We start from the raw sequence: 15368 nt of genomic DNA on the forward strand, positions 1-15368 counted from the left end.
GGCCCTCCCTGAGCGAGGGGCATATGACCGAGCACATCTTGCGGATGAGCGGGATCACCAAGACGTTCCCGGGAGTGAAGGCGCTGCAGGACGTCAACCTGTCCGTGCGGCGGGGCGAGATCCACGCGATCTGCGGCGAGAACGGCGCGGGCAAGTCGACGCTGATGAAGGTGCTGTCCGGGGTCTACCCGCACGGCGAGTACGAAGGTGAGATCACCTTCGAGGGCAGGCGTTGCGAGTTCGGCGGCATCCGCGACAGCGAGCACGCGGGCATCGTCATCATCCACCAGGAGCTGGCGCTCAGCCCGCAGCTGTCGATCGCCGAGAACATCTTCCTGGGCAACGAGCGCGCCAAACGCGGCGTGATCGACTGGAACCGTACCAACTACGAGGCCGGCGAGCTGACGAAGCGGGTCGGCCTGCGCGAGAATCCGACGACGCTCATCTCCGACATCGGCGTGGGCAAGCAGCAGCTCGTGGAGATCGCCAAGGCGCTGTCGAAGGAGGTCAAGCTCCTCATCCTCGACGAGCCGACCGCGGCGCTCAACGACGACGACTCGGCGCACCTGCTCGACCTGCTGCGCGGGCTCAGGGACGAGGGCATCACCTGCGTGATCATCTCGCACAAGCTCAACGAGGTGATCGCCATCGCCGACGCCGTCACGATCATCCGCGACGGCCGCACGATCGAGACGCTCGACATGGCCGGCGACGAGGTCACCGAGGACCGCATCATCTCGGGCATGGTCGGCCGCGCTCTCGACAACCGCTTCCCCGCACGGGAGCCGGCGATCGGCGAGGAGGCGTTCCGGATCGAGGACTGGACGGTCTACAGCCCCAGCCAGCCCGGCAGGAAGGTGGTCGACGGCGCCTCGCTCAGACTGCGCCGCGGGGAGATCGTGGGGCTGGCGGGGCTGATGGGCGCCGGACGCACCGAGCTGGCGATGAGCGTGTTCGGGCGGACGTATGGGACCCATATCGCCGGCAGGATCTTCAAGGACGGCAAGCCGATCGAGATCCGCAACGTCCAGGACGCGATCAAGCACGGCATCGCCTACGCCACCGAGGACCGCAAAAGGTACGGCCTCAACCTCATCGAGGACATCAAGCGGAACGTCAGCGCCGCCGGGCTCAGGGGCCTGTCCCGGCGCGGGTGGGTCAACGAGAACGAGGAATTCCGCGTCGCCGAGCAGTTCCGCAAGAGCATGAACATCAAGGCGCCCGGCGTCAACAGCGTCGTCGGCAAGCTGAGCGGCGGCAACCAGCAGAAGGTCGTGCTCTCCAAGTGGATCCTGACCGAGCCGGACGTGCTCATCCTCGACGAGCCCACGAGGGGCATCGACGTCGGCGCGAAGTACGAGATCTATACGATCATCAACCGTCTGGCCGACCAGGGCAAGGCCGTACTGGTGATCTCTTCTGAGCTGCCTGAGCTGCTTGGCCTGTGCGACCGCATCTACACGCTCTCCGAGGGGCGCGTCACCGGGGAAGTGCCGCGCGGGGAAGCCACGCAGGAACGCCTCATGTATCTCATGACCAAGGGACAGGAGTAGCTCGAATGAGCAGCATCACGCCCGCCGACGTACAGGTCGGCGCCAAGGGCGACGGGGGATCGCCACGGCAGCCGGGACGGGTGTCGCTCGGCGGACTGTCGATCAACCTGCGCTCGAGCGGTATCTACATCGCCTTCGCGTTGATCATTGTGCTGTTTTCGGTGCTGACCGACGGCGCGTTGCTCCAGCCGCAGAACATCTCCAACATCATCGTTCAGAACTCCTACGTCCTGATCCTCGCGATCGGGATGATCCTGATCATCATCGCCGGGCACATCGACCTGTCGGTCGGCTCGGTGGTCGCGGTCACCGGAGCGCTGGCCGCCGTGCTCATGGTGAACATGGGCACGCCCTGGCCGCTGGCCCTGTTGATCACGCTCGTCGCCGGTGGGCTGATCGGGGCCTGGCAGGGATACTGGATCGCCTACTTCGGCATCCCCGCGTTCATCGTGACTCTGGCCGGAATGCTGCTGTTCCGGGCGCTGACCCTGACCGTGCTGGGCAACCAGGGCATCGGCCCGTTCCCTGACCAGGTCCGCACGTTGGCGAACGGCTTCACCGACGGCTACCTCGGTAACGTCGGCCTCGGTCCGCTCGGCGGCGCGGACCTGTTCAGCCTGTTGATCGGCCTGGTCGCGATCGCCGGCATGGTCATGGCGCAGTGGCGCACACGCAATGCCCGGAAGGGCTACGGCCAGACGGTCGAGCCCGTTGTGTTGTTCGCGCTGAAGATGACTGCCGGAGCCGCGCTGATCCTCTTCGTCGTGGTGCAGCTCGCCCGCTTCAAGAACCTGCCATGGGTGCTGGTGCTGCTGGCCGTGCTCGTGCTGGGGTATTCGCTGATGGCCAACCGCACGGTGTTCGGCCGGCAGATCTACGCGATCGGCGGCAACCTGCAGGCGGCCGTGATGTCCGGTGTGAAGGTCAAGTCCGTCGTCTTCTGGATCTTCGTCAACATGGGCGTGCTCTCGGCCATCGCCGGCGTCATCTTCGCAGGCCGGCTCAATCAGGCGGGTCCCACGGCGGGCAACAGCTTCGAGCTGGACGCGATCGCGGCGGCCTTCATCGGCGGCGCGGCCGTTCAGGGCGGCGTCGGCAAGGTCGTGGGTGCGATCACAGGTGGTCTGATCATGGCGGTCATCAACAACGGCATGTCCCTGATCGGCTCGCCCAGTGAGCGGGTCATGCTCGTCAAGGGCGCCGTCCTGCTCGCCGCCGTGGCGTTCGACGTGTGGACCAAGCGCAGGGCAGGTGCCTCACGCTGATCGAATAAGTCGCCGACAGGAAACCTATCGAGGGCAGGATCGACGCCGGGAGCACCGCTCTGCAGCACGCAGGTCGTCATCGCATCGAGGTGCTGGTGGGAGCAGCGCGGGACCCACCGCGAAGAACACCTGCTCCTGAGAGCCGGCTTGGTGGTGAGGCCGAAGCCCCTGGACATGATCCGGACGCCCCCAAAGTCCCTGGAGTTCAATGTGAACGCTAACAACAACCGCTATGTCATCGGCGTCGACTACGGCACGCTGTCCGGGCGTGCGGTCGTCGTGCGGGTGAGCGACGGCGAGGAGGTGGGCGGCGCCGTCCACGAGTACGCCCACCGCGTGATCGAGGACGCGCTGCCGGGCTCCGGCGTCCGTCTCGGCCCCGACTGGGCCCTGCAGTCGCCGGCCGACTGGATCGACGTGCTGCGGCACGCCGTGCCGAAGGCGCTGGCCGCGGCCCAGGTCCCGGCCGAGCAGGTGATCGGCATCGGCACGGATTTCACGGCCTGCACGATCCTGCCCGCCACCGCCGACGGCCACCCGCTGTGCGAGGAGTTCCCCGAACGGCCGCACGCCTGGCCGAAGCTCTGGAAGCACCACGCGGCGCAGCCCCACGCCGACCGCATCAACGCGCTGGCCGCCGAGCGCGGCGAGTCGTGGCTGCCGCGGTACGGCGGCAAGATCTCCTCCGAGTGGGCCTTCGCCAAGGGCCTGCAGCTGCTGGAGGAGGACCCGGAGCTGTACGACCGGGCCGACCGCTGGATCGAGGCGGCCGACTGGATCATCTGGCAGCTCACCGGGGTGGAGACCCGCAACGTCTGCACCGCCGGGTACAAGGCCATCCACCAGGACGGCGGCTACCCGTCCGAGGACTTCCTGGCCGCGCTCAATCCCGCCTTCTCCGGTTTCACCCGGAAGCTCGGTCAGGATCTCGCTCCACTCGGCGGCCTCGCCGGTCACCTGACCGCGCGGGCCGCCGAGTGGACGGGGCTGCCCGAGGGCATCGCGGTCGCGGTCGGCAACGTCGACGCCCACGTCACCGCCGCGGCGGCCGACGCCGTGCGGCCGGGCCAGATGGTGGCCATCATGGGCACCTCGACCTGCCACGTCATGTGCTCCGACCAGCTCGCCGAGGTCCCCGGCATGTGCGGCGTCGTACGCGACGGCATCGTCCCCGGGCTGTGGGGCTACGAGGCGGGCCAGTCCGCCGTCGGCGACATCTTCGCCTGGTACGTGGACAACTGCGTGCCCGCCTCCTACGCGGAGCGGGCGGCGGAGGCGGGGATCGGCCTGCACGAGTACCTGACCTCCCTCGCCGCCGAGCAGAAGGTCGGGCAGCACGGGCTGGTCGCGCTCGACTGGCACGGCGGCAACCGCTCGGTCCTGGTCGACCACACCCTGTCCGGCGTCATCGTCGGGCAGACGCTCGCCACCCGCCCGGAGGACGTCTACCGCGCGCTCATCGAGGCCACCGCGTTCGGCGCCCGGACGATCGTGGAGACGTTCGAGGCGTCGGGGGTGCCGGTCGAGGAGTTCGTGGTCGCCGGCGGCCTGCTCAAGAACCGCTTCCTCATGCAGACGTACGCCGACGTGCTGCGCCGCCCGCTGTCGGTGATCGGTTCCGACCAGGGGCCGGCCCTCGGCTCGGCGATCCACGCCGCCGTCGCGGCGGGGGCCTACACCGACATCACGGCCGCCGCGGCGGCGATGGGCAAGCGCGAGGCCGCCGCGTACGTGCCCGACGCCGGGCGGGCCGACGCCTACGACCGGCTGTACGCCGAATATCGCAGGCTGCACGACCACTTCGCGGACGGCGGCATGCTCCACCGGCTCCGCGCGATCAGGAACGAGGCCAGTGCATGATCGATGACCTTCGCGAAACCGTTTGCAGACTCCACGCCGAGCTCGTGCGGTACGGCCTGGTGGTGTGGACGGCGGGCAACGTCTCGGGCCGGGTGCCCGGTGAGGACCTGTTCGTCATCAAGCCCAGCGGCGTGTCGTACGACGACCTGACCCCCGAGTCGATCGTGGTCTGCGATCTCGACGGCAACCTCATCGAGGGCGACCTGGCCCCCTCCAGCGACACGGCCGCGCACGCCTACGTCTACCGGCACATGCCGGAGGTGAACGGTGTGGTGCACACCCATTCCACGTACGCCTCGGCGTGGGCGGCCCGCGGCGAGGCGATCCCGTGCGTGCTCACCGCGATGGCCGACGAGTTCGGCGGCGAGATCCCCGTCGGGCCGTTCGCCCTCATCGGCAACGACGACATCGGCAAGGGGATCGTCGAGACCCTGACCGGGCACCGCTCCCCGGCGGTGCTGATGCAGAACCACGGGGTGTTCACGATCGGCGAGTCGCCGAAGGCGGCGGTGAAGGCCGCCGTGATGTGCGAGGACGTGGCCCGCACCGTGCACATCTCCCGCCAGCTCGGCGAGCCGCTGCCGATCGCCCAGAGCGACATCGACAGCTTGTACGACCGCTACCAGAACGTCTATGGACAGAGGAGTCACCTGTGAGGCTATGGTTTCTGACCGGCAGCCAGGGCCTGTACGGCGAGGAGACGCTGCGGCAGGTGGCCGAGCAGTCCCGGCGCATCGCCGAGCAGCTGGGCGAGGCGCTGCCGTTCGAGCTCGAGTGGCGGCCCGTGCTCACCGACGCGGCGGCCATCCGCCGCGTGTGCCTGGAGGCCAACGCCGACGACGACTGCATCGGCCTGATCGCGTGGATGCACACGTTCTCCCCGGCCAAGATGTGGATCGCCGGGCTTGACGCGCTGCGCAAGCCGCTGGTGCACCTGCACACGCAGGCCAACGTGGAGCTGCCGTGGAGCTCCATCGACATGGACTTCATGAACCTCAACCAGGCCGCCCACGGCGACCGCGAGTTCGGCTACATCCAGACGCGCCTCGGCGTGCCGCGCAAGACCATCGCCGGGCACGTCAGCGACCCGTCCGTGTCGGGGCGCATCGCCACCTGGGCGCGGGCGGCGGCGGGCCGGGCGGAGGTCGGCTCGCTGCGCCTGGCCCGGTTCGGCGACAACATGCGCGACGTCGCGGTGACCGAGGGCGACAAGGTCGAGGCGCAGCTGCGGTTCGGGGTGTCGGTGAACACCTACGGGGTCAACGAGCTGGTCGAGGCCGTGGACGCCACCGCGGACGCGGACGTGTCCGCGCTCGTGAAGGAGTACGAGGACCTCTACCGGATGGCGCCCGAGCTGCGCGCGGGCGGGGAGCGGCACGAGTCGCTGCGGTACGCGGCCCGCATCGAGCTGGGCTTGCGGCAGTTCCTGGAGGGCGGGGGCTTCAAGGCGTTCACCACGAACTTCGAGGACCTTGGCGGGCTGCGCCAGCTCCCCGGCCTGGCCGTGCAGCGGCTGATGGCCGACGGCTACGGCTTCGGCGGCGAGGGCGACTGGAAGACCTCGGTGCTGCTGCGCACGCTCAAGGTCATGTCGGCGGGCCTGCCCGGCGGCACGTCCTTCATGGAGGACTACACCTACCACCTCACTCCGGGCGAGGAGCTCATCCTCGGCGCGCACATGCTGGAGGTCTGCCCGACGATCGCGGCCGACACCCCCGCGTGCGAGATCCACCCGCTGAGCATCGGCGGTCGTGAGGACCCGGTGCGGCTGGTGTTCGACGCCGCCCCCGGCCCCGCCGTGGTGGTCGGCCTGTCCGACATGGGCGAGCGGTTCCGCCTGGTGGCCAACGAGATCGACGTGGTCGCGCCGCCCGAGCCGCTGCCCGCCCTGCCGGTCGCCCGGGCCGTGTGGCGCCCCCGGCCCGACCTGCGCACCTCCGCCGAGTCGTGGATCACCGCCGGCGCCCCGCACCACACGGTGCTCTCCTCGGCCGTCGGCTCCGAGGAGCTGACCGACTTCGCCGACATGCTCGGCGTCGAGCTGCTCGTCATCGACGAGGCGACCACCTCCCGCCAGTTCACCAAGGAACTGCGGTGGAACCAGGCCTACTATCGGCTCGCGCAAGGATTTTGACGCTCGGTAGGTTCGTGATGGGCGGCCTGGCCGCCCTCACACTCGGAGCCGGGGCACTCGTCCCTTCGGCCGCCTCGGCGGCGGACGAGGGCCTCGCGCTCTGGTACAGGCTCGACGAGACCTCCGGCACGACCGCCGCCGACTCCTCCGGCAACGGCAGGAACGGCACGCTTAACGGTGACGCGAGCTGGGGCGACGGCCTCAAGCTCGGCGGCACGAACGGGTACGTCAAGGTGCCCGACAACCTCATGCGCGGCATGACCTCGATCACGGTCGCGCTCGACGTCCGGATCGACCCCACGCAGGCCACGCCGTACTTCGTCTACGGCTTCGGCAACTCCAGCGGGTCCAGCGGCAACGGCTACCTGTTCACCACCGGCGACGCGTCCCGTACGTCGATCGCGTCGGGCAACTGGTCGACCGAGCAGAACGTGAACGCCGGCGTCGATCTGCCGCGCGGCGGCTGGCAGCACATCGCTTACACGCTCGGCGGCGGCGTCGGGGTGCTGTACCAGAACGGCGACGAGGTGGCCCGCAACACCGCCGTCACGCTCACCCCGGGCTCGATCGGCGGCGGCACGACCACCGCCGACTACATCGGCCGCTCGCTCTACTCCGGCGACAAGTACCTCAAGGGCAGGGTCAAGGACTTCCGCGTCTACGGCCGGGCCCTCGGTGCGTCCGAGATCGCCCGGCTGGCGGCGCCGGTCAACGCCGAGATCGTCAAGCAGGACGCCGCGGCGCTCGATCTCGGCGACACCGGCGCGGTCCGGTCCGACCTAATGCTGCCGGCGAGGGGCGCGTCCGAGTCCACGATCACCTGGGCCTCCGGCGACCCGTCCGTCGTCAGCGCGACAGGCGCCGTCGCCCGGCCGCCGGCGGGCGCGCAGGACGCCCACGTCATGCTCACCGCCACGCTCACCAAGGGCACGGCAACGGAGACGAAGACGTTCGACGTCACCGTCGAGGCGATCTACACCGACAAGCGGGCCGTCGAGACCGACGCCGCCACGCTGCGGACGGCGAGCAGATCTACAACGCGCTGAGCAAGGGCAACGACCCGCTGCACTGGCAGGAGCTCAACGGCGGCCGGCCGGTCGTCACGTCCGACGTCGGCGAGAAGGGCCTGCGCGACCCGTTCGTGATCCGCTCGCCCGAGGGAGACAGGTTCTACCTGATCGCCACGGACCTCAAGATCTACGGCAACGGCGACTGGGACCGCGCGCAGCGCGGCGGCAGCCGCTCGATCATGGTGGCCGAGTCGGCCGACCTGGTGCACTGGACGAACCAGCGGCTGGTCCAGGTCTCCCCGCCGGAGGCAGGCAACACCTGGGCGCCGGAGGCGTACTACGACAAGACCCTCGGGGCGTACGTCGTGTTCCGGGCGTCCAAGCTGTACGGCAACCCGCAGCACACGGGGGACACCTACAACAAGATGGTGTACGCGACGACCCGCGACTTCTACACCTTCTCCGAGCCGAAGATCTGGAAGGACCCGGGCTACTCGGTCATCGACTCGACGGTGGTCGAGCACAACGGGACCTACTACCGCTTCACGAAGGACGAGCGGAACAACAGCTCCTCCAGCCCGTGCAGCAAGTACATCATCGAGGAGAAGTCCACCTCGTTGACCAGCACGAACTGGGACTTCCTGAAGGAGTGCATCGGCTCCGGCGCGCTGTCGCGCGGCGAGGGGTCGACGATCTTCAAGTCCAACGTCGAGGACAAGTGGTACCTGTTCATCGACGAGTACGGCGGCCGCGGCTACGTGCCGTTCGAGTCGACCGACCTCGAGAAGGGCGACTGGACCGTCCCGGCCGCCTACCAGCTGCCGAGCCGTCCGCGTCACGGCACGGTGCTGGGCGTCACGCAGGCCGAGTACGCCCGGCTGCTTTCCTCTCTCGGCTGATCCGGGCTCTGGTGCTGATCCGGTCCCCCTGACCATACGGGCCCTTCCCCTGTGGGGAGGGCCCGTTTCCGCGCGTCAGGCAGCCGGCCGGGCCCGCGATCGGGCGGCGAGGGCGGCCCGGGCCGCCGCGAGCGCGCTGTTGACCGAGACCTCGGCCAGCAGGCCGGGCGCGGCCACCTGATCGCCGGCCAGCCAGACGCCGTCGCCGCGCTCGACCGCCGGGCGGTCGCGCCACGAGGCGCCGGGCAGGTCGAGGGCGCCGGTGCGGCCGGCGGCGACCGACTCGCGGCGCCAGGTGACCCGGTCGCGCCAGCCCGGCAGGGCGAGGTCGGCGATCCGCTCCAGCCGTGCGAGCGCCTCGCCCTTCGCCTCACCGGGGCGCATCGGCAGCTCGAGTTGCACCAGGCTCTCCCCGCGGGGGGCGACCGACCGGTCGGGCAGCGAGTAACGCTCCAGGAACCCGCCCTCGTCCAGGTCGCTGACGAGGAACAGGTCCCGGGGGTGCGCGCGCAACCCGAGGTCGAGGAGGACTCCCCGTCCGCTCTCCCAGCGCAGCGAGTCGTCGCCCAGCAGGCCGCGGGCGGCGTCGAGCGAGGTGGCGACGATCACCCGGCCGTCCGGCAGCCGGTCCATCCTCGACCCGGTCTCGACGCGCACGCCCAGGTCGCGGGCGTACGCCGCCATCCGGTCGATCATCCGTCCCCACCCGCCGACCAGATAACGTACGGCCGGATACCGAGGGGCCGCGACGCGCAGGAGGCGCTCCCAGACGAACGCGGCCGACAGCCTGCCGGGATCGGCGTCGTAGGTGACCACGCCGGTCGCCCCGGCCGCCACCCGGGCGGCTTCCTCGCCGAAGTGGCGCGTGGCCCAGGACCCGAAGTCCTCCTCGACCGGCGCCCGGAGGCCGCGCCGGGCGGCCATCCGCAGCAGTGCGGCCGGGGGCCGCCCGGTGAGCCTCCCGTCGCGGCGGAACCGTGCCCGGAGCAGATGCCCCGGCCGGGGTGGCGCGTACGGCCGGACCAGCCTCCGTTCGTCCAGCCACCGCCACGGCAGGCCGTCCGCGTAGAGGGCGTGGACGCCCTCGTTCGCGACGTACGGCGCGGGGGTGGACCGGGCGCGTCCGCCGAGGGTGTGGTGCGCCTCGTGCAGGACGACGGACGCGCCGCCCTCGGCGCAGGCGATGGCGGCGGTCAGCCCGGCGAGCCCGCCGCCCACGATCGTGATGTCTTCTCTCATGCACTCCCGGACGCGTCCGAGACCCCGAGTCGTGACATCTTCTCGGGGTTGGCGATGAGATAAACGGTGCCGACCAGTCCGTCGGCGATCACCAGCGAGACGAACGTGACGGGCCGGCCGTCCAGCCGGGCGACGATCGCGGGCCCGCCATTGACTTCGGCGATCTCCAGGTCCATCTCCACGCCCGGGGGAGCGCCGATGGAGGCCAGGAAGCGCCGGCGGCCCTGCGGGCTCGCGATGGCGAGGAGGAACCGGGCGACCGGCGCGGCCCCGGCCAGCTCCCGCAGCGGCGCCCGCGCCTTGCCGCCGCCGTCGCCGACCAGGCGGACGTCCGCGGTGAGCAGCGCCGTCAGGGCCTCGACGTCCCCCTCCTCGCAGGCCGCGACGAAGCGCTCGGTGATCGTGCGCCGCTCGCGCCGGTCCACGTCGAAACGCGGCCTGCGTTCGCGCACGTGGTCGCGGGCGCGCCGGGCGAGCTGCCGTACGGCGGGCTCACCCCGGCCGAGGAACTCGGCGATCTCGGCGTGGGAGAAGCCGAACGCCTCCCGCAGGACGAACACGGCCCGCTCCAGCGGGGACAGCGTCTCCAGCACGACGAGGAGGGCCAGTTCGAGGCTGTCGGCGCGATCGGCGGGCTCCCCGGCGTCCGGCGCGGCGGCGACGGGCTCGGGCAGCCAGGGCCCGACGTACGCCTCCCGCCTGGCCCGCACCCGGCGCAGCCGGTCGATGGCGAGGTTGGTGGTGACGCGCACGAGGTAGGCCTTCGGGTCGGCCACCGACGTGGCGTCCACGTCCGCCCAGCGCAGCCACGCCTCCTGGACCACGTCCTCCGCGTCCGCGGCGCTGCCGAGGATGCGGTACGCCACGCCGATGAGCAGGCTCCGGTGCGCGGTGAAGACTTCGATGGTCATGTCATGCCAGACGTATCATGCCCACCGTTGTGTGACGTCGGCTCGTCCGGTTACCACCCTCGCGCGGACTCCTATACACTGACTGCGTCGCAAGGGGCTATAGCGCAGCTGGTAGCGCACTTCCATGGCATGGAAGGGGTCTGGGGTTCGAATCCCCATAGCTCCACCACACTCGAAGGGCGGTCGATCGACCGCCCTTTTTTCGTCGCCCGATTTCCGCGCCGCCGGGAGACCGGAGCCTCAGGGGAGACGATAGGGCGACTGTTCGGATCGCAGCATGTGGTCGGCGCCCATCTGCCGGCCGTTCCTGCCGAGCAGGCGCGAGATCGCGGCCGCGGCCACCACTCCCACGGTGCCGACGCCCATGAGGACCGTGGAGACGGTCAATGCGATGTTCATCGTCCCGCCGTCATTCCGATGCAGATGCCGCTGGCAAGGATGGTGAGAGGAAAGAAGATCAGGGACAGGGTCACTATGGCGGCGGGCTGGGCGACCGGCACCTGCGTGTACGCGACCGAGTTGGCCAGGCAGCACAGCAGGCAGAAGAAACCGGCGATCACCTGCAGCATGTCGCCTCGCCGGGTCGAGGACGAGAAGAACAACTCGCCCATGGCTCCGGCGGACATGGCCGCCGACGAGATGAACAGTTGTCCTCGTGCCAGGGTCGTGATCACGCTGAAGCCCTGTACCGACAAAGTCGCCCGCAACGTGTCGAAGACGAGCGGCATCAGGCCGATTATCACGCCGAACAGGATCCACAGGGTGAGCCGTGCCACGACGGCGCGCCGCCTGTTCGGGGGCGAGGTGTCGACCGCTGAGGCGACGTTCTGGAAAGGTGCGACCATTTGTATCCCTGCCGGGCGATGTCGAGGGCTCGTTGCGTCAGACGTTCGGCTGTTGGAGAGGCGGCAGGCTGTAGTAGCCGCGTATCCTGTCGGCGAGCAGACGGGTCGCGCTGTCGGCGACGTGGACGACGTTCTGATCCAGAGTCACCCCGATGAGATATTTGCTCTCGTCTATCCGGCAGTAGTAGACGGCGCCCCTCTCGACGTCCAGGACGGTCCGGATGAGCACCCCTCCCTCGGCGTCCGCGAGGAAGTCGTTGAGGCCGTTGATGAGCCAGCCCACCTGCTTCCCCACGTTGATGTAGACGTTCCTCCTCTGGTCCTTTCCGGTGTCGCCGAAATAACGTGCGAGCAGGGGATGGTCCAGGATGTCGGCCGAGAGCAGTATTCCGTCGCGAGCACATATCTGCACGTAATGGAGGCCCTCGACGTTCAGTTCCGGTCGGCACAGAAGGATCAGCTCACTCACGTCCTGTGGCGAATGCCGGTACTCATGAACGGTGAGATGCTCCTCGCTGGTGAGAGTCTCGGCTACGGGGCGATATCCCGCATCGGCGGCGGGCCCGGTCGGGAAGGGCGCGATGTGGACGCTTCTCATGTCGAGATACACGAGAGACAGCGACAGGCCGAAGACGAAGAGTCCCCCTCCCAGCGTCAGCCCGCCCGCGACACCGAGGTCCAGACCGCCGGAACCGTTGTCGCCTCCGGTCAGCAGAATCGCCCCGAGCCCCATGTTCAGTAGGCCGATCAGTACGAGTGGAATCAGCATCAGGGAGTAGATCTGCGTTCTTCGCGCCAATCTCTCCGCTCCTCTGGCCAGCGCCAGCAGTATCGCGAGACCGAGGACCTGCAGCAGCACGCGGGCCGGGCTGAAAGTGCTCCTGACGGCCGCGATTATCGACTCGACGGCCACTGGAGTCGCCAAGACCAGGAGCAGGACGGCCAGCCTGATGCGCCATGCACTCACGAGATCTCCGACTGATCAAGGCCGTACCGGCGCTCTGCGGGAGGGGCGATCACGTCTCCGCTCGATTCTCGCGGCGTGATTCGTGGTCATCGATTAGATCGTCGCAGTCCGGCACCTGTTACAGCGCGAACGCGGAAGGTCGCGATCCTGGCATTCGAGATGACCGTATTCTTCCCTGTAAATCGGATATGCCTAATCAATCCCGCAGAGACGTAGCAAAGCGGTGGTGGCGGCGGCGAGGACGACGACCAGGGGGAACGGCGCCTTCCGCAGCGTGAGGATCCCGGCGGCGAGCACCCCGGCGAGCCTGGCCCAACCGGCGAAGCCGTGCCCCTCGGTGAGGGCCGAGGTGGCCACCAGGGCGACGAGCAGCACGGTCGCGGTGACGGACAGCAGGTGACGCAGGCGTCCGGGCAGCCGGAGCCTGTGCTGCAGCACTGGGCCCGCCACCCGGAACGCGTAGGTGCCGGCGGCCAGCGCGAGGATGGCGATCAGGGGCATGAGACCTCCGAACCGGAGGGGGTCCGCACGGTGAGCACGAGACCGGTCAGGGCGAGCAGCACCGGCAGGCCGGCGGGCAGGAACGGCGTGGCCGCCACCGCGACGGCCGCCCCGAGCAGGGCGGCGTTCCGCACGTTCCGCACGTTCCGCTCGGCTCGCTCGGCTCGCTCGGCTCGCTCGGTGAGCGAGGGCAGGACGAGGGCCAGCAGCACCGCGGGGAATGCCGCGTCGAGGCCCAGTGCGGTCGTGTCCCCGATGCCGCGCCCGGCCAGCGCGCCGAGCACGACGGCCGCGTTCCAGCTGACGAAAAGACCGAGCCCGCAGGCCCAGAACGCGGCGTGACGCCGGCGGGGATCGCCGTCGCGCAGCACGAAGGCCACCGCCTCGTCCGTCATGAGGTGCGCGCCGGCGAGCCGCGTCCACCACCTGCCGCCGAGGACGTCGCCGACGGCGAAGCCGAACGGCAGCAGGCGCGCGTTCAGCACCAGGCCGGCCGCGACGGCGGCGATCGGCGCGCCGCCCGAGAGCACCACGCCGACCGCGGCGAACTGGGCGCCGCCGGCGAACACCAGCAGGGACATGACGACCGGCACCCACGGAGGCAGACCGCCGGACACGGCGATCGCGCCGAACGCGGCGCCCACCATGGCATCGGCGAGGCAGACCAGGGCGATGTCGCGGAGCGTGCCGCGATCGAGTGTTCGCCATAACGAATTCATGTCCAGTAGAGTGAACAAAAATGGCGAGGTTCGTCAAGTCGAACGATTGGAAGCGTGGAGCGAACACGTGGCTGAGAAGGCGTCCTTCGATCTGATCGCGCTGATCGCGGCGTCGATCCGCCGGGAGCGTGAACGCGCCGGTCTGTCACTGACCGAGCTGGCGAAGCGGGCGGGCATCGCCAAGTCCACGCTCTCGCAACTGGAGTCGGGCGGGGGCAATCCGAGCGTGGAGACCCTGTGGGCGCTCGGGGCCGCGCTCGGCGTGCCGTTCAGCCGCCTGGTGGACCCGCCGCGCACGGTCGTCCAGGTGATCAGGGCGGGGGAGGGTCCCGCCACCTACTCCGAGCAGGCCAACTACGGGGTCACGCTGCTCGCCTCCTGCCCGCCGCACGCCCGGCGCGACCTCTACCGCATCTCGGCCGAGCCGGGCCCGCCCCGCAGATCGGACCCGCACCGGCCCGGTACGACGGAGCACCTGGTGATCGGGACCGGCCGGGCGTCGGCCGGGCCGGCGGAGGAACCGGTGGAGCTCGGGCCGGGGGACTACATCGTCTATCCCGGAGACGCGCCGCACGTCTTCGAGGCACTCGAACCCGGCACCACCGCGGTGATCGTCATCGAGCACATCTGATTGACAACGATCTTTGACACAATCGCCAGCCGAAAAGCCCATTTGGCCGGGGAATGTCTTGACTTGTTGGGGTTCAGCCCCCTATCTAGAAGGAGGCAAAGACGGCTGATCATTAACGGCGGCGACGATGACAATCGAATCAGGACCGGACAATCCGCGTCAGGAGTACCGCGCCATCCAGGCCGAGGCGTTCAATCGCATCGGCGGACGGTACGACGAGGCGTTCCCGCACAAGGAAGGCCAGGTAGCCGCCGGTGAATGGTTGATCAAGCAGCTCAAGCCGGGAGCGCGGGTCCTCGACGTCGGCTGCGGGACGGGCGCGCCCACCGCCCAGCAGTTCGCCGACGCCGGCTGCGAGGTGACCGGCATCGACATCTCCCCGGTCATGCTGGACCTGGCGCGCAAGAACGTGCCGACCGGGACCTTCCTCGAACGCGACGTGCTCGACCTCGACGACTCGCTCGGCGTGTTCGACGCCGCGACGGCCTTCTTCAGCCTGCTGATGCTGCCGCGCGCCGAGATCGAGCAGGCGCTGCGCCAAATCCACGCCGTGCTCGCGCCCGGCGGCCTGTTCTCGCTGAGCATGGTGGAAATCGACCTCGACGACGTGCCTTTCCAGTTTCTCGGCGCGCCGGTACGGGTGACCGGATATCTGCGCGACGAGTTGCGCGAGGTCATCGAAGCCGCAGGTTTCAGTGTGCTGTCGGAGAATCACCTTTCGTATGCTCCGGCGACCACCCAGGCGCCGCCGGAAATCCAGCTGTTCGTCAACTGCCGGCGTGACGACAAATTCTGAGCGGCCCCACCCGTGTCGGGAGACGGGGAACCGCTCGC

The 15368-nt window shown here is 69.4% G+C and carries 16 protein-coding genes and 1 tRNA gene; 10 read left to right on the top strand and 7 right to left on the bottom strand.

Going from position 1 to position 15368, the window contains the following annotated elements; translation table 11 throughout:
* The first annotated feature begins 23 nt into the window (after positions 1-23).
* From mmsA to ACWEQG_RS30720, 7 genes are all read left to right on the top strand, one after another.
* Positions 24-1553: a multiple monosaccharide ABC transporter ATP-binding protein gene (gene mmsA, locus ACWEQG_RS30690; protein WP_452290031.1), complete on the top strand. Its 1530-nt coding sequence runs from the start codon at positions 24-26 to the stop codon at positions 1551-1553.
* 5 nt (positions 1554-1558) lie between these two features.
* Positions 1559-2818 carry a multiple monosaccharide ABC transporter permease gene (gene mmsB / locus ACWEQG_RS30695; RefSeq protein WP_363463244.1) on the top strand — a complete coding sequence of 420 codons (1260 nt, stop codon included), beginning with the start codon at positions 1559-1561 and terminating at the stop codon, positions 2816-2818.
* Positions 2819-2992: 174 nt separating this feature from the next.
* Positions 2993-4678 carry a ribulokinase gene (araB, locus tag ACWEQG_RS30700; protein ID WP_452290033.1) on the top strand — a complete coding sequence of 562 codons (1686 nt, stop codon included), beginning with the start codon at positions 2993-2995 and terminating at the stop codon, positions 4676-4678.
* Positions 4675-5334, top strand: coding sequence for an L-ribulose-5-phosphate 4-epimerase (locus ACWEQG_RS30705; RefSeq protein WP_452290035.1), 660 nt, complete (start codon positions 4675-4677; stop codon positions 5332-5334). Before araB ends, ACWEQG_RS30705 begins: the two co-directional genes overlap by 4 nt.
* A complete protein-coding gene (gene araA / locus ACWEQG_RS30710; protein WP_452290037.1) occupies positions 5331-6812 on the top strand; it encodes an L-arabinose isomerase in 1482 nt (493 codons plus the stop codon). The genes ACWEQG_RS30705 and araA overlap by 4 nt, the downstream gene beginning before the upstream one ends.
* Complete coding sequence (locus ACWEQG_RS30715) at positions 6809-7858, top strand: immunoglobulin-like domain-containing protein (protein ID WP_452290039.1); 1050 nt, start codon at positions 6809-6811, stop codon at positions 7856-7858. The genes araA and ACWEQG_RS30715 overlap by 4 nt, the downstream gene beginning before the upstream one ends.
* A 95-nt stretch (positions 7859-7953) precedes the next feature.
* Positions 7954-8721 carry a glycoside hydrolase family 43 protein gene (locus ACWEQG_RS30720; protein WP_452290041.1) on the top strand — a complete coding sequence of 256 codons (768 nt, stop codon included), beginning with the start codon at positions 7954-7956 and terminating at the stop codon, positions 8719-8721.
* Between the two features lie 75 nt (positions 8722-8796).
* Here the strand turns inward: ACWEQG_RS30720 and ACWEQG_RS30725 are convergent, their stop codons facing one another.
* Together ACWEQG_RS30725 and ACWEQG_RS30730 are read right to left on the bottom strand one after the other, a co-directional pair.
* The gene (locus ACWEQG_RS30725) at positions 8797-9960 is read right to left on the bottom strand and encodes a phytoene desaturase family protein (RefSeq protein WP_452290043.1); all 1164 of its coding nucleotides are present in this window, start codon (positions 9958-9960) and stop codon (positions 8797-8799) included.
* Entirely contained in the window at positions 9957-10871 is a 915-nt protein-coding gene (locus ACWEQG_RS30730; protein WP_452290045.1) for an RNA polymerase sigma-70 factor, read from the bottom strand. Before ACWEQG_RS30730 ends, ACWEQG_RS30725 begins: the two co-directional genes overlap by 4 nt.
* Before the next feature lie 93 nt (positions 10872-10964).
* On the opposite strand from ACWEQG_RS30730, the gene ACWEQG_RS30735 reads away from it, so the two are divergent.
* Positions 10965-11040, top strand: a tRNA-Ala gene (locus tag ACWEQG_RS30735).
* A gap of 71 nt (positions 11041-11111) precedes the next feature.
* Here ACWEQG_RS30735 and ACWEQG_RS30740 read toward each other — a convergent pair.
* The 5 genes from ACWEQG_RS30740 to ACWEQG_RS30760 form a co-directional block, all read right to left on the bottom strand.
* Positions 11112-11270 carry a hypothetical protein gene (locus tag ACWEQG_RS30740; protein WP_452290047.1) on the bottom strand — a complete coding sequence of 53 codons (159 nt, stop codon included), beginning with the start codon at positions 11268-11270 and terminating at the stop codon, positions 11112-11114.
* Complete coding sequence (locus ACWEQG_RS30745; protein WP_452290049.1) at positions 11267-11716, bottom strand: hypothetical protein; 450 nt, start codon at positions 11714-11716, stop codon at positions 11267-11269. The genes ACWEQG_RS30740 and ACWEQG_RS30745 overlap by 4 nt, the downstream gene beginning before the upstream one ends.
* Positions 11717-11753: 37 nt before the next feature.
* Positions 11754-12683 (bottom strand): hypothetical protein, encoded by a 930-nt coding sequence (locus tag ACWEQG_RS30750; RefSeq protein ID WP_452290050.1) that lies wholly within the window; start codon positions 12681-12683, stop codon positions 11754-11756.
* Between the two features lie 192 nt (positions 12684-12875).
* Entirely contained in the window at positions 12876-13184 is a 309-nt protein-coding gene (locus tag ACWEQG_RS30755) for an AzlD domain-containing protein (protein ID WP_452290052.1), read from the bottom strand.
* Positions 13175-13903 carry an AzlC family ABC transporter permease gene (locus tag ACWEQG_RS30760; protein ID WP_452290054.1) on the bottom strand — a complete coding sequence of 243 codons (729 nt, stop codon included), beginning with the start codon at positions 13901-13903 and terminating at the stop codon, positions 13175-13177. The genes ACWEQG_RS30755 and ACWEQG_RS30760 overlap by 10 nt, the downstream gene beginning before the upstream one ends.
* Positions 13904-13970: 67 nt before the next feature.
* Here ACWEQG_RS30760 and ACWEQG_RS30765 point away from each other — a divergent pair, with 67 nt between their 5' ends.
* A complete protein-coding gene (locus ACWEQG_RS30765) occupies positions 13971-14534 on the top strand; it encodes a helix-turn-helix domain-containing protein (protein WP_452290056.1) in 564 nt (187 codons plus the stop codon).
* A 127-nt stretch (positions 14535-14661) separates the two neighbouring features.
* Positions 14662-15330 carry a class I SAM-dependent DNA methyltransferase gene (locus tag ACWEQG_RS30770; RefSeq protein ID WP_452290058.1) on the top strand — a complete coding sequence of 223 codons (669 nt, stop codon included), beginning with the start codon at positions 14662-14664 and terminating at the stop codon, positions 15328-15330.
* The last annotated feature ends 38 nt before the right edge of the window (positions 15331-15368 follow it).

It is taken from the genome of Microbispora sp. NPDC004025, assembly GCF_053604425.1.